This is a genomic window from Granulicella aggregans (genome assembly GCF_014203275.1).
In the GTDB taxonomy this organism is placed as follows: domain Bacteria; phylum Acidobacteriota; class Terriglobia; order Terriglobales; family Acidobacteriaceae; genus Edaphobacter.
The window spans coordinates 958517-978431 of sequence record NZ_JACHIP010000002.1 but is presented as its reverse complement, the minus strand read 5'-3'; the positions used below and the strand labels follow the sequence as shown (position 1 = coordinate 978431).

Below are 19915 nucleotides of genomic sequence, written 5' to 3'. Positions count from 1 at the left end.
TCCGGCGGAGGCTGCGGGGCGATTCGATCGCCTCGCGGCCTTTTTTGCTCTATGAAAAGACGGCGGCACGATGCACTGTTCACAGAGATTTCACATGGATTGGCAGTGCTCTTAACACGGCCAACCTAGTCTCAGCAGAACCACACCTTTTGTGATCTAGCGGCAGCGAAATTCTAAGCCGGGGCGGCAGTTACCGACTCGGCGAGTTAGTGGAACATGCAGGTAATTATGAGTCGTTGACGGGCAGAGTCCTGCCCCAGATTCGACCAAGGTGCGCGACGACCGTAGGCAGTTTTTTTGGGAGGAATACAGTGAAACAGATAGCAATCGCAGCAGCCCTTATTGTGGGAATCTCCGCAGGTATCTGCACTTTCGCCGAGGCACAGAGTGCGCAGACATCGCCGGCGGCCGCAGGGGCGCCAGCGGGGCAGGGTCCAGGTGGTCAGGATCCAGGTGGAGCAGCGGGCCAGCCCGCGTCAGGCACAACGCCTGCGCCCCAGCAGAAGGTTTCGGCCACGGACGAAGTTACGGTAACGGCTGAAGGCGAGACGCGCGATGTCCAGTCGATCGGTTCGAAGCTGCTGCTGGAGACGACGCCTGGCACCAGCCCGATCGCAGTTCTGGCGCACCTGCCGAGTGTGAGCATGACCTCGTCCGATCCGTATGGAGCCTATGAGTGGGCCGTGCGTATCTCGGTGCGCGGGTTCAGCCAGAACCAGCTTGGGTTCACGCTGGACGATGTGCCGTTGGGCGATATGTCGTACGGCAACCTAAACGGCCTGCACATCAGCCGTGCGTTGATCGACGAGAACCTGGGCCGCGCAGTCCTGTCGCAGGGAACGGGCGCGCTTGATACGGCTTCGACCTCCAACCTCGGCGGAGCCATTCAGTTCTATTCGACCGATCCTTCCGAGAAGCGCGGCTTTCACGCGCAGCAATCGTTCGGAAGCTTCTCGGGGTCACGGACCTTCGCTCGCTACGACTCGGGCATGTTGTCTACGCACACTAAGTTGTTTGTGGATGGCGTGTATCAGACATCTGACAAGTGGCGCGGCGACGGGCCGATCCGGCAGAGCTACTTCCAGTTCAACACGAAGGTACAGCAGATGATCGGCAGCAAGGGCGTCCTGACGTTCTATGCCGACTACAGCAACCGGCAGGAAGTCGACTACCAGGACGAGAACAAGCTCTGGGTACACCAGTTCGGCTACAAGACGGACAACTTCGGCGACTGGAACGTCGCGCTGCAGGCGGCCAACGCTTACAATGCGCAGGGCAACACCGGCTTCACCGTTTTCAGCTCGATTCCGACGGTGTTTCCGGGATCTATCCCTTCGATTCAAAGCAAGTACGGCGACCTTTCGAACGACCCGGAAGATGTTGGATACTACGCTGCCGGCGGCTTGCGTAAGGACTTTCTCGGCTACGTAAAATATGAGACAGCGATCACCAGCCATCTAACCTCAAAGACGACGATCTATGGACATCACAACAATGGCGTGGGTCTGTGGTGGACGCCCTATTTGCCGACGTTCGATCCTTCGGGCGTACAGATCTCCCCGATCTCTGAGCGGACTTCGGAGTATCGGATTGCGCGGGGCGGAGTGATGAGCACGCTGGCGTACGAGACGGGCAAGAACAAGCTGGAAGGCGGGTTCTGGTTCGAGAAGGAGAGCTTCGACCTAGCACGGCGCTTCTACGGTACGACGCTGCAGTCACCGGGGCAATCGGTGTACGACGTGCCAAAGAATCCGTTCTGGACGCAGTGGGCGTATAACTTCCCGACCAACTTATTTCAGGTTCATCTGCAGGACGAGTACCACATCACGCCTTCGGTCGCGGTTGCCGCAGGGTTCAAGACGAGCGAGACCTATACGACGGGCACGCTGGTCGGATTCAACCAGGGCATCGACCTCGCACCGACGGATACCACGTCGAACTACGCGCAGGGCAAGCTGACCTCCGGCAAGCCGTTCCTGCCCCAGGTCGGTGTGAACTGGAAGATCGCTAAGGGTAACGAAGTCTTCGCGGACGTGGCTGAGAACACGCGTGCATTTCAGGCGGGCGGCAAGGGCTTCGGAACCTCTCCGTGGGGAACGACGCAGGCCGGGTTCAACGCGCTGACGAGCAACCTGAAGGCCGAAAGCTCATGGAGCGAAGAGGGCGGCTTCCGTCACACAGACAAGTTCGTGCAGGCGCAGGCAAGCTACTTCCATGTGAACTTCCACGACCGCCTGCTGGCGATTCAGCAGGGTCCGGGCATCGCGGGTAACGCATCGATCCTTTCGAACGTGGGTGGCGTGACCACGAACGGTGTGGACGGCGCGGTTACAGCGCGGCTGCACGAGGGCTGGACGTTCTACAACAGCCTCACGTGCTCGAAGTCGACGTACGACTCGAACTACACGCCGGGCGGCGCTGGCGGTACGCCGGTGTTGACGGGCGGCAAGGTGGTTGTGGACGCTCCGGAGTTTCTATACAAGAACGAACTCTCCTACACGAAGAAGGGCTTTGACGCTCACATCGGGTCGGACTTTATGGGCAAGCGCTACTTCACCTATACGGATGACAACAGCGTGGACGGGCGGTTCCTGGCGGATCTTGGAACGAGCTACCACGTGGATGAGATCGGGCCGTTCGAACAGTTGAAGCTCCAATTCAACCTGTATAACCTGGCCAATGCGAAGTACTACTCAACGATTGGAACGAACGGATTCGTTGCGAGCGACCCAACGTCGATTGGGAACAACACGCTTCAACAGGGCTCGCCCAGGGCAGTTACCGGAACGTTCACGGTGAAGTTCTAAAGCAGCCACTTCAAATGCAGGACAGCAAGCGATGCCACCTCGTAAGATCGGGGTGGCATCGCTCTTTGTATCGTGCAACGCACGAGCGGCATCGAAGAGTGAAGGTACTATCAGGGAGATTAGCCGATGGAGTATGTAAATCTGGGCAAGACCGGGCTGAAGGTTTCGCGGATCTCGCTGGGCTGCATGAGCTACGGAGCGCCGGTTGACGTGCCGACACCGGGGAGCCATGCGTGGACGCTGAATGAAGAGCAGAGCCAGCCGTTTCTGAAGCAGGCGCTTGATCTGGGGATCAACTTCTTCGATACTGCGAATGTGTATTCGCGAGGCAAGAGCGAAGAGGTGCTGGGCCGCTTTCTGAAGGGGAATGTCCGGCGCGAGGCGGTGGTGATCGCGACCAAGGTGCATAGCCCAATGCGCGAAGAGCCGAATGGGAAAGGGCTATCGCGGCAGGCGATTCTGCACGAGCTGGACGCAAGCTTGCAGAGGTTGCAAACGGACTATGTCGATCTCTACCAGATCCATCGCTGGGACTATGAGACGCCCATCGAGGAGACGCTGGAGGCGCTGCACGATGTGGTGAAGGCGGGGAAGGTGCGGTATATCGGGGCGTCGTCGATGTTTGCGTGGCAGTTTACGAAGGCACTGTATCTGGCGGACTTGCATGGATGGACGCGGTTTGTGACCATGCAGAATCACTACAACCTGCTCTACCGCGAGGAAGAGCGCGAGATGATGGGAGTTTGCGCGGATCAAGGGATCGGCGTCCTGCCGTGGAGCCCGCTGGCTCGCGGAAGACTGGCGCGACCGTGGAAGTCGGAGTCCACGAAGCGGCTGGAGACGGACAAGTTCGGCAGCACCATGTATGGCACTACGGAGAAGTCCGATGAGGCGGTTGTGAACGAGCTGGAGAAGATAGCCTCGGCACGCGGCATCTCGATGGCCACAGCGGGCATGGCGTGGCTTTTGGCAAAGCCCGGAGTTACGGCACCGATCGTTGGAGCCACCAAGCTGCATCATCTGGACGAGGCGGTGGCCGCTCTCGGTGTAAAACTTACGGGAGACGAGATTGCGAAGCTGGAAGCGCCGTACGTTCCGCATCCGACGCTGGGTTTCAGCTAGGCGGCTGGGCGGGCTTTCTGTTCTGGCTGGCGGATCGTCTAAAGAGTCGAGGGATTTTCTGTAGATGATGAATCGCGCGATCGAGTCCGAACCGCCTGCTTGTACGGCAGGACTCCACGCTGAGGCTTCAGAGCGACGCCTCGATCTGGCGGTGGTGGTTCCGACCTTCAACGAACGTGAGAATATCCCTCTGCTGATCTCGGCGCTGCGAGAGGCGCTGGACGGTCTACGTTGGGAGGTTGTGTTCGTCGATGATGATTCGCCCGACGGAACGGCGGAGATCATCGACGAGTTTGCGAGGCGGGACGGGTCGGTTCGCCTTTTACAGCGCGTGGGCCGGCGGGGACTTTCGTCGGCGTGCATTGAGGGGGCGCTCGCAACCTCCGCCAGCGTGATTGCGGTGATGGACGCGGATATGCAGCACGATGAGAGCATAATTCCACTGATGCTGGCGCGGCTGCGCGAAGAGGGCCTCGACGTTGTGGTGGGCACACGCAACGCGCAGGGTGGCAGCATGGGCGAGTTGTCCGCCGGGAGACGGCTGCTGAGCGGCGTCGGGCAGAGGATCAGCGCGGCGGCGTGCCGGTGCGAACTGAGTGATCCGATGAGCGGATTCTTTCTGTTTCGCAGAAGCTTCTTTCTTGAGGTGGTACACCGGTTGCATGGCGGTGGGTTCAAGATCCTGGTGGACATTCTGGCGTCGAGCGAACGGCCAGTGCGGCTAGCGGAGGTTGGCTACCAGTTTCGCGGGCGGCTGCATGGCGAGAGTAAGCTGGATCTGAACAACGGGATCGAGCTGCTGTTCCTGGTGGCGAGCAAGCTGACGGGTGACGTGATTCCATCGCGTTTCGCAGTGTTTGCGCTGGTGGGCGCTGTGGGCCTGTTCACGCATATGCTCTGCCTCGGGTTGCTGCTGCGTGGGCTGCACTGGAGCTTCAATGAGGCGCAAAGTGTGGCGGCGTTCGTGGCGATGACGGAGAATTTTTTCGTCAATAACCTGATCACCTATCGCGATCGGAGCCTGCGTGGAGCGCGGCTGGTGACGGGATTGATGTCGTTCTGGCTGGCGTGTTCGTTCGGGGCGTGGGCAAACGTGAGTTTTGCTCGCTCGTTGCTGCAGTCGGGGATGCCGTGGATTGCGGCAGGAGCTGCGGGAGTCGTGCTGGGATCGGTGTGGAACTACACGGTGAGCAGCCTGTTTACATGGCAGACGTCCCGAGCCCCGGCGGCCATTGCTGTGCGTGAACGACCGCAACCCGATACTGAGACGTATCGTTGACGAGCGGCAGCGAGGGATCTGAATTGGAGATGACTGAGTCGCGGTCGTGGAGCGGCGTGGTCGCGTGGGTTGCGTGTCTCGCCATGACGCTGCTGGCGGCAGGAGTGCCCTTCCTGCGAGCGTTCTATCGCGTTGAGATTGATTACAACGAGGGCTGGAACATCTACAACGCAGCGACGGTGGCGGCGCATGGATGGCTCTATCCGGCGAAGTATGGCTGGACCTCGGTGAACTATCCGATGCTGTCGTTCGTGATCATGGCGCTGCTACACCGGGTCACCCACGAGTACCTATTTACGGCGAGGGTGGTGTCGTTGCTGAGCCTACTGGCGAGCGGAACTCTCGTTGCTGTGATTGTTCATAGCCTTTCGGGCAAGGGCTGGCGCGCGCCGGTGATGGCGGGGATGTTCGTGGTTGCGGTGTTTTGCGCGAATGCGGACTATTACGTGGGCATGGATGACCCGCAGATGTTCGCGCAGGTGTTCTTCCTTGCAGGGCTGTATGTCTATGTCTGCTGGCGAGACCGACTGCCGGCAATCGCCTTGGTGGCGCTGCTCTTCGTGGTGGGTGGTTTTATCAAGCACAACCCGATCGACTTTCCGCTGGCTGTACTACTCGATCTGCTGCTGGTCTCTCGATGGCGCGCGGCGTGGTTCAGCGTGTGTGGATTTGTGCTGGTGGCTGCTGGTTTGGCGCTGAACGTTCACTACGGCGGCCCGCACTTCATCGACCAACTACTTGCTCCGAGGAGCTATTCGTGGACCAAGGCGGCGCTGCAGTTGCGCAATGTGCTGGGGCCGATCCTGCTGCCGGTTGGCATCGCCATTTACATGGCGTGGCGGCTGCGTGGGGATCGGGTGCGGAGAGTTGCAGCGATCTTTCTCGCCGCAAGCATGCTTCTGGGAGGGTATTTTGGCGGGGGCAACGGCGTTTCGGTGAACTCGCTGTTTAGCGCTACGCTGGCGGTGGCGATTCTGCTAGGGCTGCTTCTGGAGGAGGTCGACAGCTGGAGTTTGCGACGGATTAGACCTAACTCGCGGCCGATTCTGGAGGCGGCGCTGTTCCTGTGGCTGCTCATCCCGCTGGTGATCTCGGGCAACTGGAATGTGCGGGGAGTAATAAGGGAGACGCGGGCTGCGGACGGGCGTTTTGATGACGAGGTGGAGGCGATGGCTGCCCAGCCGGGGCTGGCTCTATGCGAAAGTCTGTTGCGCTGCTATGCCGCTGGTAAACCCTACATCTACGATCCGTTCAACGCGACGCGGTTGGTGGAACTCGGGGAGCAGGATCAGGCGGAGATGCTGCGATCGATTGAAGAGCGCAAGTTCGGAGTGATTCAGCTAGGCGTTCCTCTGGGCAATGACGAGAGGATCGGCCAGGTTGATCCGGCGCTGCGCGAACGCTTTACGCCCGAGATGCTGCGGGCGATACAACAGAACTACATGCTGGCGATGCAGGATGCCGACGCGGCACTCTATGTTCCAGCCAGCAAGTAGCGCGGGCGCTGAGGCTAGGCGGAAAGTCCGTTGTGCAGAATGCTTACGGCTTTGTGCGCCGCGTAGAGCACGCCGAGGATGGCGGCAGAGGGAAGCGTCGAGATCGCAAATTTAGCGAGGTTGTCGTCGTAGGACCAGAGCTTAAGGTCGTACTTCTCGAAGAGTTCGTCGCGCTTGATGCCTCTCGCGATCATCACTGAGGAGACGAAGGACGATACGGCGAGGAGAACACTCTCGGCTGTGCCGCTGCGGGCGCGGCCGATGTGATAGTACTCGTGGGCAGTTTGGGCGGATTCGCCTGCAAAAGTAGTTCCGTGAGACACAGATTCAAGGTGCATATAGCCCTCCGCGGTGGGCTTTGGGGTGTCTTTACTGTGCACCCTTTCACCGCAATAACATAATTACCGAATCGGTAAAGATTGCCTATAACCTTCTGCGTTACCTAAGTACAACGTTTGGGTTATGGCTTGATCCCTGCCTGTTGAAGCATGGCGAGGAATTGGCCCTGAGTTCTCATATCGATAGACTGAGCGGCCACCTTTCCACTTCGATCAAAGATGAAGGTCTTGGGGATGCCCTCGACGTGAAATTTCTTCGCGGTAGTACCGTCCGGGTCGAGCAGGATTGGGTAATTGATGTTGTGAGACGAGATGTAGCTCGCTACTTTAGCGTGGTCGTCTTCATCCGAGAGCGACAGGACGACTAGACCTTGTTTAGCGAATCGGTGAGCGAGGGTGTCCAGGTCCGGCATCTCCTTGCGACAGGGCGGGCACCAGGTTGCCCAAAAGTTCACCATGACGACCTTGCCGCGAAGCTTCGACAGGGTCCAGGACTTGCCGGTAAGGTCGGTGAGGGTGAAGTCAGCCTTCTCTACTTCGACTTCGTCGGCGACGAGAATGGACTTCGCGCGCTCGAACTCTGGATCGTTGAGTGTGGAGGTCACATGCTCGTAGCGGACGAGCTTTGCGAGTTCGAGATAGGGTGATGCGGGACGCTCGGCTTTGTCCGCCGTTGGGACAATGGGACTCTGTGTGAGTGCGAGGGTCAATGTGTTGGCGACGTCCTGCAGAGACTGATGGCCGAAGTCGCCTTCCGTGGAGAGATTTGATAAGCCGGAGGCAAGGCGCAGCTTATTCTTGCTGCCCGGAAGAGCAGCGATTTCGGCGGCTATGGCGCTGGTTTTGGCCCCGCGTTCGGAGTCGGGTGTGGACCGGAGAGTCTTCATCTCGGCGATGATGGCCGATTCCGCCGCAGTGTAAACCGGCTTGGCCGCCGCCTGGGCGGCCGACTGGTTCTGCGCCTTTTCCTGTGTTTGAGGCGAGGCCTGGGCCCCGGCGGATACGCCGGTCGCAGAGAGGCTAACGAGAAGTCCGGCTGACAGGATGGCTCTTCGTGTGGATAGCATGTATTCGCAAATGATAACCGGCGAATGAAAAGACGCCCCGGAGGTCGATTAGGACCCACCGGGGCGACGGTTTGCAGACGGCCCGTAAGCCGAATTCTGTTTTAGACGATCATTCCTCTACGCGACGCATTACTGCGGCGCTTTAGCAACCTACCCGCAGGTTCCGGCTGCCGGTTTCGCTTTCGCTCGACCAGCTCTCTCGGCCTGGGCGCATCGGGCCAATGCGCTTGCTGCCCGCTCGAGAGTGCGGGGCAACATCCCTGCCTATTTGGTCTTGCTCCGTGTGGGGTTTACCAAGCGTTCCTGCTTACGCAGGAACCGGTGCGCTCTTACCGCACCTTTTCACCCTTACCCTGCTGTCGTCTTTCGACTCCAGCCGGGCGGTTCGTTCTCTGTTGCACTGGCCGTCCAGAGGTCTTGAAACCTCCGTCCCGGACGTTATCCGGCACACTGCCCTGCGGAGTTCGGACTTTCCTCCCCCGCCAAACGGTCTGCATCAAGAGACACGGTCCGAAGGCGGCAGCGATCATCCAGCCGTCTGCCTTTCAAGTGTATCGCGGCTGGAATCAATTCCTGAGCACTTTTTGAACCAGACTGATAGGCTTCTCGTACAGAAATACAGGGAATCCCGGATGGAATTCAAAGAGGCGGTAAAGATCGCGCTGCAGTCGCTTTGGGCGAACAAGCTGCGCTCCGTGCTGACGCTGCTTGGCGTGGTGATCGGCGTGGCCAGCGTGATCGCGGTGGTGACGCTGGTGAACGGCGCGAATACCTACGTCGCGACGAAGTTTTCAAGCTATGGGGCGGACGTCTTCACTGTCTCGAAGATGCCGCAGTTCATCACTTCTGCCGAGGATTACGAACGCTTCCAAAGGCGTAAGGACATACTCTTTCCCGACTATCAATACATCGTCGACAACTGCCATCGCTGTCGGGGGATTGGCGCGCAGCAGGCGACCGTGGGCAAGATCGTTCGCGGGACGGAGTCGGTGACGGACTCGAGCATTCGCGGCTATACCTGGCAGATGCCTTCGCTGCAGAACCTGAACATCATGCAGGGACGTGGATTTACCGAGGCCGATGAAGAGCACGCGTCGCATGTAGCGATCATCGGGACGGACATCCAGGACCACCTCTTTCAAGGGATCGATCCGATCGGCCAGGATTTGCGGGTGGACGGTGGTGTCTACACCGTGATTGGCATCAGCGAGAAGCAGGGAAGCACCTTCGGGGCTAGCCAGGACAACTGGGTCGCTGTGCCGCTGACGACCTACCAGAAGAGCTATGGGACTTCGAAGACGCTGACGATCTACATTAAGGCGGGCGAGGCGGGCCCGAGGCTTGAGGCCGCCGCCGACGAGGTGCGCGTTCTGGTGCGGTCGCGCCGGCATGACGCTCCGAATGCGCCGGACTCCTTTGAGTTGGACACAAACAGTACGCTGGTGGGCTTCTTCGGAACGATCACGGCGATCTTTGGAAGTGTAGCCGGAGGTCTTGCCCTGATCGCGCTGGTGGTCGGTGGCATCGTCATTATGAACATCATGCTGGTCAGCGTGACCGAGCGGACGCGCGAGATCGGCATCCGCAAGGCGTTGGGAGCGAAGCCAAACGATATCCTGATGCAGTTTCTGATTGAGTCGGCGACTATGGCGCTGGTCGGCGGTGCCATCGGGGTAATGGGTGGGATTATCGTGGCGCAGATCATCACTCTGGTTGCGGGATTTCCCTCAACGGTCGAGGTATGGAGCGTATTTTTAGGATTGGTGATGGCGACTTGTACCGGGATCTTCTTCGGCGTGTATCCGGCGCGGAAGGCGGCGATGCTGGACCCGATTGTGGCTTTGAGAGCGGATTAGAGATGTAGGGAGAAGGGCAAAGGGAGAAGCGAAAGCGGACTGTGTCTTTCTTCCTTTTCACTTCTTCCTGCACTTGAGGTTTTTATGCGGATAGCGGACGCGAACGAGACGGTAAAGATGGCCCTGGATACGCTGCGCACGAACAAGCTGCGCAGTGGGTTGACGATCCTTGGCATCGTGATCGGGGTGATGACGGTGATCGTGATCTCGTCGGTCGTGACGGGGTTGAACAACAGCGTCTCAGACCTGGTGCAGTCGCTGGGGTCGAACGTGTTGTTCGTTTTCCGCTTTCCCGTCTTCGGTCAACGTCCGACGACGGAGATGCTGACGCGGAAGCAGTTGACCTACGACGATGCCATGGCGATGCGCGACCTGCCGCACGTGGTCGCCGTCTCTCCGGCGTTGCAGCACACGGACAATCAGGCCCCCGGGCGCGGCGGTACCACCGCGATTAAAGCCGGTGGAAAGAAGATGCAGAACACGATCCTCGAAGGCGACACGCCCGCGGCGACCGAGGTGAGCGAGCTGGATATGCGCGAGGGTCGATTCTTCACGGAGAACGACCAGGAGCGCGCCGCGAACGTGGTGGTCCTGGGAGCGGACACGGCGGATGGACTCTTCGAGGGCCAGAGTTCCATCGGTAAAGAGGTTGAGGTCGCCGGTGACATCTTCACTGTCGTGGGCGTGCTGGAGCGACAGAAGCAGGCGTTCGGCGGAGGCAAGAACCCGCAAGACAACAAGGCGTTTTTCCCTATCTCAACCTTCCATCGCATTCATCCCGAGCAGTTGGACTACTGGATCTCTCTGAAGTACGACGACCCGAAGAACCGGCCGCTGGTGGAGGATGAGCTGACCGAGTTGCTGCGGCGGCGGCGCAAGGTTGCGAATGAGGCTGCGGACAACTTCGCAATCTTCGGGACGGATTCGCTTACGCGGCTGTGGACGCAGATCACGGGCGGACTCTTCCTGCTGCTGGCCTCGCTTTCGAGCGTGGCTCTGCTGGTCGGCGGCGTAGGCGTGATGAACATCATGCTGGTCAGCGTGACGGAACGAACGCGCGAGATCGGGATTCGGAAAGCCATTGGCGCGACCAAGCAGACGATCCTTGGCCAGTTCACGCTGGAGGCGGTGGTGCTGTGCGCTGTCGGCGGCGTGATCGGCGTGATGCTGGGTGCTGCGATCGCATTGGGGCTCAAGTTTCTGCTGCCGTCGGCTCTGTCGACGATTTGGGTCTCGGTGGCGTTCTTGAGTGCCTGCGGTATTGGATTGGTCTTCGGAATCTACCCGGCGTGGAAGGCGGCGAATCTGAATCCGATTGAGGCGCTGCGGTACGAGTGACCGCGCTTCGATAAACTTACTGGATGCCAACCGGAGCACCTCTATTTGCACTCGCCGTCCAGGTGTCTCTAGCATTGCTGACGCTGGCGGGGCTCGCGTATTCGCTCATCGCGCTTTGGGGTGCCAGGGACTTTGTGCATTCGTGGCTACGGCAGATGGCCGCTCCCGCCGCAACTCCTGATGTGACGATCCTGAAGCCCATGAAGGGTATCGATCCGCGGATGGATGCGGGATTGCGCAGCCATTGTCTGCAGGAGTACGCCGGACAATTTGAGATTCTGTTTGGAGTGACTTCGCTCGATGATCCGGCGGTGGTGGAGATCGAACGTCTCCGCGCGGAGTTTCCTGGCGTGGATATCCGCCTGGTTCAGTGCCCTGAACGCTTAGGCGCATCCGGCAAGGTGAGCAACCTGGTGCAGATGCTGCGTGAGGCGAAGTACGAGCATGTCGTGATCAACGACAGCGACATCGAAGTCTCGCCCAGCTACCTGACCAACGTGATGCGCGGCTTTGCTGATCCGCAGGTAGGACTGGTGACTGCGCCTTACATCGGAAGCGCGGCGCTGAGTGGGGCGGGACTGACGATGTGGGCGAAGCTGGAAGCATTGGGGATTGCTACGGATTTCTTGCCGGGGGTGTTGACGGCGAAGAAGCTTGAGGGCGGCATCAGCTTTGGGCTGGGGTCAACGCTGGCGACGACAAAGACAGCCATCGGGAAGATCGGCGGTCTGGAGATGCTTGCCGACGACCTTGCGGACGACTACATGCTCGGCTACCGGGTCAGCCTGGCGGGCTACAAGGTGCAGCTGTGCGGAGAGGTCGTGAAGACGACCGTCCCGGCGTATGACTTCAAGGGATTCTGGGACCACCAGTTGCGGTGGGCGCGGACGACGCGGGACTCGCGCAAGCTGGGCTATATTGGCCTTGGCGTCACGTACTGCCTGCCGTGGGCGATTTTGACGATGATCGCGAGTGGCTTCGCGATATGGAGCTTCGCGCTTTTGAGCCTGGTGCTGCTGGCGCGGGTCTCGGTGGCTCTTGCTGTTGGAGTAGGCGTATTGGGCGATCGGCAGGTACTGCGCGACCTGTGGCTGCTCCCGTTGCGGGACTTCTTCGGGCTGCTCTTCTGGGCTTGGAGCTTCGCGGGCGATACGGTGGTGTGGCGCGGCGAGAGCTTCCGGCTGAAGGATGGGCGGCTGTCGCGGCTATGATGGTGCTCTAGGCTGGAGGCGGAAAGGTTCGAGCGGTAGTGTCGGCGTGAGGCGAGATGCAGGTCCTTCGACTCCGCGAATCGCGATAAGACTGCGATTCGCTCCGCTCAGGATGACGGAACTTTTAGATGGATGTGAGAGAGCGAAATTGCGATGGTCCGGCGACGGAGTTGATCTTCGGCGACTGGTATCCGGCAGCGCGCACGGATACATTGCGTGTCGGCAAAATCACGACGTCGCTGCTGCTGGGCGTGCCCCTGCTGCTGGGTCGCAAGAACGATGGCAAGATCTTCGCGATGAAGGACCTCTGTCCGCATCGTGGGATTCCGCTTTCGGCGGGCTGGTTCGATGGCGAGACCGTAATGTGCAAATATCACGGCTGGCGCTTTGAGCCGTGCGGCGGACAGTGCCGGGAGATCCCTTCGCTGACGCAGATCGACACGCTCGACGCGTCGAAGATCTATGCCACCTCATACCCGTGCGAAGAGCGCGACGGGTATGCCTGGGTGTATCTCCCCGCGGCAGGCTCGGGACGCGTAAGTGGAGAATTGCCTGATGTTCCGGAGCTTCCGAAGTTCTCGGAGAAGTTTCGAAGTGCGCATCTGGTTGCGGAGCTGCCATGCAATGTCGACCACGGGATTATCGGGCTGATGGACCCGGCGCATGGGCCGTTCGTGCACCAGGCGTGGTGGTGGCGTTCGCGCGCCAGCATCCATGAGAAGGTGAAGAACTTCGAGCCGATTCCTGAAGGATTCCGCATGTCGGCACATGCGCCTTCAGGCAACAGCGCCCCCTACAAACTGCTCGGGGTATACGGTGAGCCGATTACGACGACGATCGACTTTGTGCTGCCGAATCGGCGGTACGAGACGATCCGCTGCGGCGCGAAGTGGTTCTCCAGCTTGACCACTGTGACCCCGATTACTCCGTCGACCTGCCGGATTGATGTGATCGCTGCGTGGAACGTCTTCTACCATGTCCCATTTGTAACTTCGATCGCTACATTTTTCGGGGCGCGGTTTGTGGGGCAGGACCAGCAGACGATGATTGAACAGGCACAGGGCCTGCGGTACAACCCTGGCCTGATGCTGATCGACGACGCGGACAAGCCTGCGAAGTGGTACTTCGCGCTGAAGCAGGCGAAGCTGAAGGGCACGGGCGAGCACCCGTTGAGCGGGCCGGTCACGCTTCATTGGCGGAGTTAAAGCACGGTTCCAGAGGAGCATTCGGCAGGTGAGAAGGAACGGCACCAAGATCCAAGTCTTGCTTCTCATGGTGTTCCTTGGCGCGACCGTGATCGTATTTGTTCTATTGCTTCAAGGTGGACAAGCGCCACTTCCAGCAGATGCCCGTTCGGACTACGTTCTTGTTGAGAAGGCCTCTCACACGATGACCCTGTTTGAGCAGGGTCAGCCAATCAAGACCTACCGCGTTGCGCTTGGGCGCGGCGGTCCGGGACAGAAGCTTCAGGCTGGAGACAATAAGGTTCCTGAAGGTATCTATACGATCGCCGGAAGAAATCCCAAGAGCGCCTTTCATCGTGCCCTCCGCATGAGCTATCCGTTGCCCGAGCAGGAAATCCAGGCTCGCCAGCGCGGAGTGCCTGTCGGGGGCGACATCATGATCCACGGTATTCGCAACGGCTTTGGTTGGATAGGTTCGATGCAGCGGCGGGTCGACTGGACGAAAGGCTGCATTGCTGTGGACGACGAGGAGATTGAAGAGATCTGGCGCGTGGTTCCGGACGGTACGCCGGTTGAGATCCGTCCGTGATCTCCTGGCTCCTATCTAGCTATGCAGCCTTGGCGCGTGTGGTTGTGATCACGATGATGCTGACCAGGATGCAGAGCGTGCCGATGATGGTTCTGACCCCGAGAGCTTCGCCGCCCGCGAAGTAGCCCAATAGAACAGCCACTACCGGGTTCACGTACGCATAGGTGCCGACCTTGGTGGGCGACTCATGGTGGATAAGCCAGACGTAGGCTGTGAAGCCGATGATGGAGCCGAAGACGATCAGGTAGAGCAGAGCGAACCATGCCTCCGGGGAGATCGAAGCCGGGTGGAAGTTGTGGAACTCCCCCAGCGACGCCGAGGTGATCGTCAGCAGGGCTCCTCCGAGGAGCATCTGCAGCCCTGAGCTCTGCACTTTGGAAGGAGGGAGCGGCAGCTTCTTCGACAGGACCGAGGCAATTGACCAGCTAATGGCACCCGCTATGAGAGCGATCGCTCCGCTGAACTCGATCGCCGCGCCTCCAAGATTCAAGGAGCGGCTCAAGAGAACGCCCACTCCGCAGATGCCCACGATCAGAGCAAGAGCGAGGCGCGCGGTAAGCTTCTGAGTTCGCAGGAAGACGATCTCGGCGAGGGCGATGAATGCGGGGATGGTGGCCATCATAACGGCGGCTATGCCGGAGGGAACGCGTTGTTCTGCCCAGAAGAGAAGGCCGTAATCGACCAGAAAGATGAGGAAGGCAAGCAGGAGCACGGAGATCCACTGACGCTTGTTTGGCAGTGGCTCTCCGCGCGCCGCCATCCATCCGGTTAAAGCAAGACCAGCGGCGAGAAAGCGGAGCGCCGCGAAGAGCAGCGGCGGCATCTCGTGGACGCCGACACGGATCGCGAAGAACGTCGATCCCCAAACAAAGTAGATGATTGCGAAGGCCAGCAAAGTTTTCCACGCGAGATTCCCACTCTTGTCGGCCATGCTTCTCTTGTATCAGCAGAAGATGCTGGGCGGTAGCGTCAGACCCTCTGTTAGGCTCCATCGCGTGGAGCCGGGGAGTGTCGGCGGAAGGCTGCATCTGGCGGAACTACTATCGAACGGATATCGTTGAAGTATGCGTCTCTAACGCAGCCCTTGGCAGCGCCTAGCAGATTGGCAGATGAATCCCGTGTTGAGGCTGTTGATGACCTTTGTATTTACCCGCAGAGTATCTCGTGTCGCCCTTCTCGCAACTCTTCCCGCATTGGCTCTGGGCGGTTTCTCGGTTGCGGCTCACGCCCAGCGACTACCGAAGACGGTCCGGCCGGAGCACTACACGTTGGCGCTCACGCCTAACCTGAAGGCGGCGACGTTTGCGGGTGATGAGACGATCGACTTGACGCTGGCAGCAGCGTCGAAGACGATCACGCTGAACTCAGCCGAGATCAGCTTCAAGAGCGTGACCGCAACCTCCGCGCAGGGCGCGGCGGAGACGGCCACGGTTTCGCTCGATCCGGATAAGGAGCAGGCGACCTTCACGTTTCCCGCTGAGCTTCCCGCTGGGAAGCTGAAGCTCTCGATCGCTTACACGGGCATCCTGAATAACGAGCTTCGTGGATTCTATCTTTCGAAGACCGAGAAGCGAAACTACGCGGTGACACAGTTTGAATCGACCGATGCACGACGGGCGTTTCCTTCGTTCGACGAACCGGCGTTCAAGGCGACCTTCGATATCTCGCTCACAGTCGACGCCGGTGACACGGTGATCTCCAACACAAATGTGATCGCGGACAAGTCTGCGGGCGCAGGACTTCACACGATGACCTTCGCGACGACGCCGAAGATGTCGACCTATCTGGTCGCGTTCCTCGTTGGAGACTTCAAGTGTGTCTCTGGAGAGAGCGACGGCACGCCGATCCGCGCCTGTGCCACACCGGGACAGGAAGAGAAGGGTAAGTTCGCGGTCGAGGCCGCGGAGTACATCCTGCACTATTACAACAACTACTTCGGGATCAAATATCCCATGCCCAAGCTCGACATGATCGCTATCCCGGACTTCGAGGCTGGAGCAATGGAGAACTTCGGTGCGATCACCTATCGCGAGACGGACTTCCTGATCGACGAGAAGACGGCTTCGCTGAACCAGAAGAAGAACGTTGCGGTGGTGGTAGCGCATGAGATGGCGCACCAGTGGTTCGGCGACATGGTGACGATGCAGTGGTGGGACAACATCTGGCTGAACGAAGGCTTTGCGACCTGGATGGAGACGAAGTCGGTGGCGAGCTGGCACCCGGAGTGGCGCTACTCGCAGGATGAGGCGGCGGTGCTTGACGGCACGCTGAACCTCGACTCGCAACCGACGACACATGCCATTCGCGCGACGGCGGACACCCCCTCCGAGATCAACGAGATGTTCGACGGCATCAGCTACGGCAAGGGTGGCGCGGTGTTGGCAATGGTGGAGAACTACCTGGGACCGGAGACCTTCCGCCAGGGCGTGCACAACTACCTTGCTGCTCACCTCTACGGGAACGCTACGGCGGAAGACTTCTGGGGTGCGCAGACGGCGACGAGCAAAAAGCCGGTGGACAAGATCATGGAGTCCTTCGTGGCGCAGCCCGGGGTTCCGCTGGTCACGATCACCAGCGATGGGAAGAACACGGTACGTGCCGCGCAGAGCCGCTTCTATCTGACTCCCGGAGTCAAGACAGCCGCAGCCGATTCGGAAGCTGCGAAGGCGCAAAGCTGGACGATCCCAATCTGCTTCAAAGCCGGTGCGCAAAATTCTTGCGAGATGCTTGCGCGCGATAGTCCGGCGCAGCCACTGAAGGTTCCGGCAGTGCCGTTCCTCTTCGCAGATGGCGGTGCGAAGGGCTACTACCGCACGCTCTATCCAAAGCCGACCTATGAAGCGATTCTCTCGCATGCCGAGACTTCGCTGACGCCGGAGGAACGCATCAGCCTGATAGGCAATGAGTGGGCGATGATGCGTTCGGGGCGCAGTGGAGTCGGCGACTACCTCAATCTCGTCGCGGCACTCCGTGCTGAGCCCGACTCCATCGTTTTGGAGCAGGCACTGGGTAAGATCGGGACGATCAATGATCGCGTGGCGACGGAAGGCGAGCGTGAACAACTCGCCGGGTGGATTCGCAGCGAATTCTCCCCGGCCTACGAGGCGCTCCATCCAGGCTCTGCGGAAGAGTCCCCGGACAAGAAGCAGATGCGGGCTCTGCTCTTCGGAGTGCTCGGGAACGCGGGTGATCCTGTTGTCCTGGCGGAGGCGAAGCTTCTCGCAGAGAAGTATGTGAAAGATCCCTCCTCGGTTGATCCGAACCTGGCACAAGCTGCTCTCGGCGTTGCGGCCGCCCACGGCGATCTCGTGCTCTACGACAAACTTCTGGCGCTCAGCGAAAGCACCAGCGACACCGCAGTTAAAACGACCGCGCTCTTTCTCACGGCTTCGTTCAAGGATCCGGTGCTGGTCAAGCGCACACTCGACTTTGTGGCGGAGGGCAAAGTGCGGAATCAGGATAGCTGGATCCTGCTCGCGGCCCTGCTCAACCATCGCGAGACGCGCGAACAGGCGTGGACCTATATTCAACAGAATTGGACGAAGGTGTCGGCGCAGTTTACGACCAGTTCCGGGACAAGGGTTGTGGCTGCCGCGGGCAGTTTCTGTTCCGCGGAGAAGCGAGACGAGGTGGCGAGCTTCTTTGCAACGCACAAGGTGATCGCTGCGGAGCGAACGCTGAAGCAGTCGGCGGACAGCATCAACGCTTGTGTCCAGCTGCATCAGGCGCAGGAGCCGAATTTGAAGCAGTGGCTTGCGGCGAAGAGTGCGAGTTCGGGCGTTGCGAGCCGCTAGGCTAAACGGACGCACCGCGCGGTTCGAAGCGCCGGGTCGTGAGAATGAAGCAGAAAAGGCCACCGCGCTCGATCTCGGGTTTGAGATAGAGCGCGGTTTTACTTGGTGGCTTTCTCCCGTTCCTTTGCGATCTGGGCAAGGGAGAAACCCTCATCCCCGGTATTGAGGAGATCCTTCGCTCGGCCTATCCGCTGTGCGGTGTAGATTCCTGAGTGACCGGAAAAGAGATAGCTAAGGATGCAGGCGATGCCGGCGTAGGCACCGGCTTCCGCTCCAAAGAGTTCGATTGCCATCAGAGTCGAAGCGATGGGAGTATTCGCCGCCCCGGCAAAGACTGCAACGAAGCCCATCCCAGCGAGGAGGCTTGGTGGCAGCGGAAGAAGGTGCGAGAGCGCGTTGCCCATGGTTGCACCGATGAAGAAGAGCGGCGTGACTTCACCGCCTTTGAAGCCCATGCCCAGTGTGGCCGAGGTGAAGAGCGTCTTGGCGGCGAAGTCATACGGTGGCAGGATCTTGTGGAAGGCGTCCACAATCTCCGGAACACCGAGACCCAGGAATCTGCGCGTGTGGTCTGTTCCGATCGCGAAGACGGCAGCCGCAACGATCACTCCGCCAGCGAAGGGTCGCAGGGGCGGCCATGGAATGTGTCTCGCGGCCATGCGCTTGATGGCGTGGGTGAGTTTTGTAAAGGTCATCGCCATTAGGCCGAATAGCACTCCGGCGGCGATCGCAGAGAGTAAGCCGCGAAGGCTCATATTGGGAACCCTTTCGACGATATACACCGTGTGCGTGACGCCCCATGCGCGCGTGACCATCTCGCCTATGAAGGCTGCGATGACGCAGGGTGCGATCGCTTCGTACGAAAGAGCCCCGAGCGCGAGTACCTCCAGGCCAAACACAGTCCCCGCCAGCGGCGTTCCAAAGACTGACGCGAAGCCTGCGCTGATGCCCATCATCAACACGATGCGGCGCTGCGCGCGGTCCATACGCAGCGGGCGACAGAGTTGGTCGGCCAGCGAAGCTCCGGTCTGAATGGCCGTGCCCTCGCGCCCTGCCGAGCCTCCAAAGAGATGCGTGAGGAAGGTGCCGATCAGAATTAGGGGTGTCATGCGGAAGGGGATGACAGCGTCGGGGTTCTCGACCTCAGCATGCACTTCTTCGAGGATCAGGTTGTTACCCGCCTCAACCGACCTGCCCGTGTACCAATAGAGAACCCCGACGGCCAACCCGGCCAGCGGAAGCAGAGCGACGATCCAGATGTGGCCCTCGCGAATCTCCGTCGCTTTCGCCAGCGAGACAAGCAGGAGCGCCGAGGCCGAACCTGCGAAGATGCCGACTACCGCAGCAATTGGAAGCCATTGCAGAAGGTAGAAGAGCAGAGGAAGAGGTCCGAAGGTGGTGCCCGAGGCCTTAGAAGGCTCAGGAGTCTCTGGCGTATGGGGTGGAGTCTTCAACATTTGTGGGCGCGCATCTCCTACAGAATTGTAGGAGTCATCAGCGCTGCGGCAGGTGCAGGCGGTTTTGGCGGAACCCCATCGCCAAATCTATGGCTGAAAGGTATCAGCTAGGGCGCTGTGGGTCAATGTGTCCAAAGGTTTAAGGCGTTTGAAGGAGAGGTCCCATTGTCGAAGTCCGTAATGCGACCTTTGATTGCGCGGCAAGATTAAATTCTCGCAAAGCGATTTGGAATCAGTTATTGTCTGAAGTGAGCCAGTCATTCAAGAGATCTTTATCCGCCGCCATGCCGCTGCGGAGGGTTTCCTATTCTGCATAGTCGCTGAACATGATTCTGCGTTCCGAACTTCCAGATTTGTAGCTGAGTGGTCCCACCGAT

Annotated in this window: 14 protein-coding genes, 1 other RNA gene and 1 riboswitch; of the genes, 10 read left to right on the top strand and 5 right to left on the bottom strand. The window is 59.6% G+C overall.

Features of this window, described 5'->3' with window-relative positions:
- The first annotated feature begins 311 nt into the window (after positions 1 to 311).
- The 4 genes from HDF16_RS09360 (at position 312) to HDF16_RS09345 (ending at position 6704) form a co-directional block, all read left to right on the top strand.
- Positions 312 to 2807, top strand: coding sequence for a TonB-dependent receptor (locus HDF16_RS09360; protein WP_348641283.1), 2496 nt, complete (start codon positions 312 to 314; stop codon positions 2805 to 2807).
- Positions 2808 to 2933: 126 nt separating this feature from the next.
- Positions 2934 to 3929: an aldo/keto reductase gene (locus tag HDF16_RS09355; RefSeq protein ID WP_184215786.1), complete on the top strand. Its 996-nt coding sequence runs from the start codon at positions 2934 to 2936 to the stop codon at positions 3927 to 3929.
- 64 nt (positions 3930 to 3993) lie between these two features.
- The gene (locus HDF16_RS09350) at positions 3994 to 5208 is read left to right on the top strand and encodes a glycosyltransferase family 2 protein (RefSeq protein WP_221312620.1); all 1215 of its coding nucleotides are present in this window, start codon (positions 3994 to 3996) and stop codon (positions 5206 to 5208) included.
- Positions 5209 to 5237: 29 nt separating this feature from the next.
- A complete protein-coding gene (locus HDF16_RS09345) occupies positions 5238 to 6704 on the top strand; it encodes a hypothetical protein (RefSeq protein WP_184215784.1) in 1467 nt (488 codons plus the stop codon).
- Between the two features lie 14 nt (positions 6705 to 6718).
- Here HDF16_RS09345 and HDF16_RS09340 read toward each other — a convergent pair whose 3' ends face one another.
- The 3 genes from HDF16_RS09340 to rnpB all read right to left on the bottom strand — a co-directional run bounded on the left by HDF16_RS09340 (position 6719) and on the right by rnpB (position 8651).
- Entirely contained in the window at positions 6719 to 7042 is a 324-nt protein-coding gene (locus HDF16_RS09340; protein WP_184215782.1) for a hypothetical protein, read from the bottom strand.
- Positions 7043 to 7164: 122 nt separating this feature from the next.
- Positions 7165 to 8109: a TlpA disulfide reductase family protein gene (locus tag HDF16_RS09335; RefSeq protein WP_184215780.1), complete on the bottom strand. Its 945-nt coding sequence runs from the start codon at positions 8107 to 8109 to the stop codon at positions 7165 to 7167.
- 69 nt (positions 8110 to 8178) lie between these two features.
- Positions 8179 to 8651, bottom strand: an RNA gene (gene rnpB / locus HDF16_RS09330) — RNase P RNA component class A.
- Positions 8652 to 8741: 90 nt separating this feature from the next.
- Between rnpB and HDF16_RS09325 the strand changes: the two genes are divergently transcribed.
- From HDF16_RS09325 to HDF16_RS09305, 5 genes are all read left to right on the top strand, one after another.
- A complete protein-coding gene (locus HDF16_RS09325; RefSeq protein WP_184215778.1) occupies positions 8742 to 9965 on the top strand; it encodes an ABC transporter permease in 1224 nt (407 codons plus the stop codon).
- 84 nt (positions 9966 to 10049) lie between these two features.
- Positions 10050 to 11303: an ABC transporter permease gene (locus HDF16_RS09320; RefSeq protein WP_184215776.1), complete on the top strand. Its 1254-nt coding sequence runs from the start codon at positions 10050 to 10052 to the stop codon at positions 11301 to 11303.
- A 23-nt stretch (positions 11304 to 11326) separates the two neighbouring features.
- Positions 11327 to 12514, top strand: coding sequence for a bacteriohopanetetrol glucosamine biosynthesis glycosyltransferase HpnI (hpnI, locus tag HDF16_RS09315; RefSeq protein ID WP_184215774.1), 1188 nt, complete (start codon positions 11327 to 11329; stop codon positions 12512 to 12514).
- Between the two features lie 128 nt (positions 12515 to 12642).
- A complete protein-coding gene (locus HDF16_RS09310; RefSeq protein WP_184215771.1) occupies positions 12643 to 13719 on the top strand; it encodes a Rieske 2Fe-2S domain-containing protein in 1077 nt (358 codons plus the stop codon).
- Between the two features lie 67 nt (positions 13720 to 13786).
- Positions 13787 to 14287: a L,D-transpeptidase family protein gene (locus tag HDF16_RS09305; RefSeq protein WP_184216276.1), complete on the top strand. Its 501-nt coding sequence runs from the start codon at positions 13787 to 13789 to the stop codon at positions 14285 to 14287.
- A gap of 19 nt (positions 14288 to 14306) precedes the next feature.
- On the opposite strand, the gene HDF16_RS09300 is transcribed toward HDF16_RS09305, so the two are convergent.
- The gene (locus HDF16_RS09300) at positions 14307 to 15218 is read right to left on the bottom strand and encodes an EamA family transporter (protein ID WP_184215769.1); all 912 of its coding nucleotides are present in this window, start codon (positions 15216 to 15218) and stop codon (positions 14307 to 14309) included.
- A 202-nt stretch (positions 15219 to 15420) separates the two neighbouring features.
- Between HDF16_RS09300 and HDF16_RS09295 the strand changes: the two genes are divergently transcribed.
- Positions 15421 to 18081 (top strand): M1 family metallopeptidase, encoded by a 2661-nt coding sequence (locus tag HDF16_RS09295; RefSeq protein WP_184215767.1) that lies wholly within the window; start codon positions 15421 to 15423, stop codon positions 18079 to 18081.
- 98 nt (positions 18082 to 18179) lie between these two features.
- Here HDF16_RS09295 and HDF16_RS09290 read toward each other — a convergent pair whose 3' ends face one another.
- Entirely contained in the window at positions 18180 to 19538 is a 1359-nt protein-coding gene (locus HDF16_RS09290; RefSeq protein ID WP_184215765.1) for a voltage-gated chloride channel family protein, read from the bottom strand.
- A 21-nt stretch (positions 19539 to 19559) separates the two neighbouring features.
- A riboswitch (Fluoride riboswitch) is annotated at positions 19560 to 19630 on the bottom strand.
- Between the last annotated feature and the right edge of the window lie 285 nt (positions 19631 to 19915).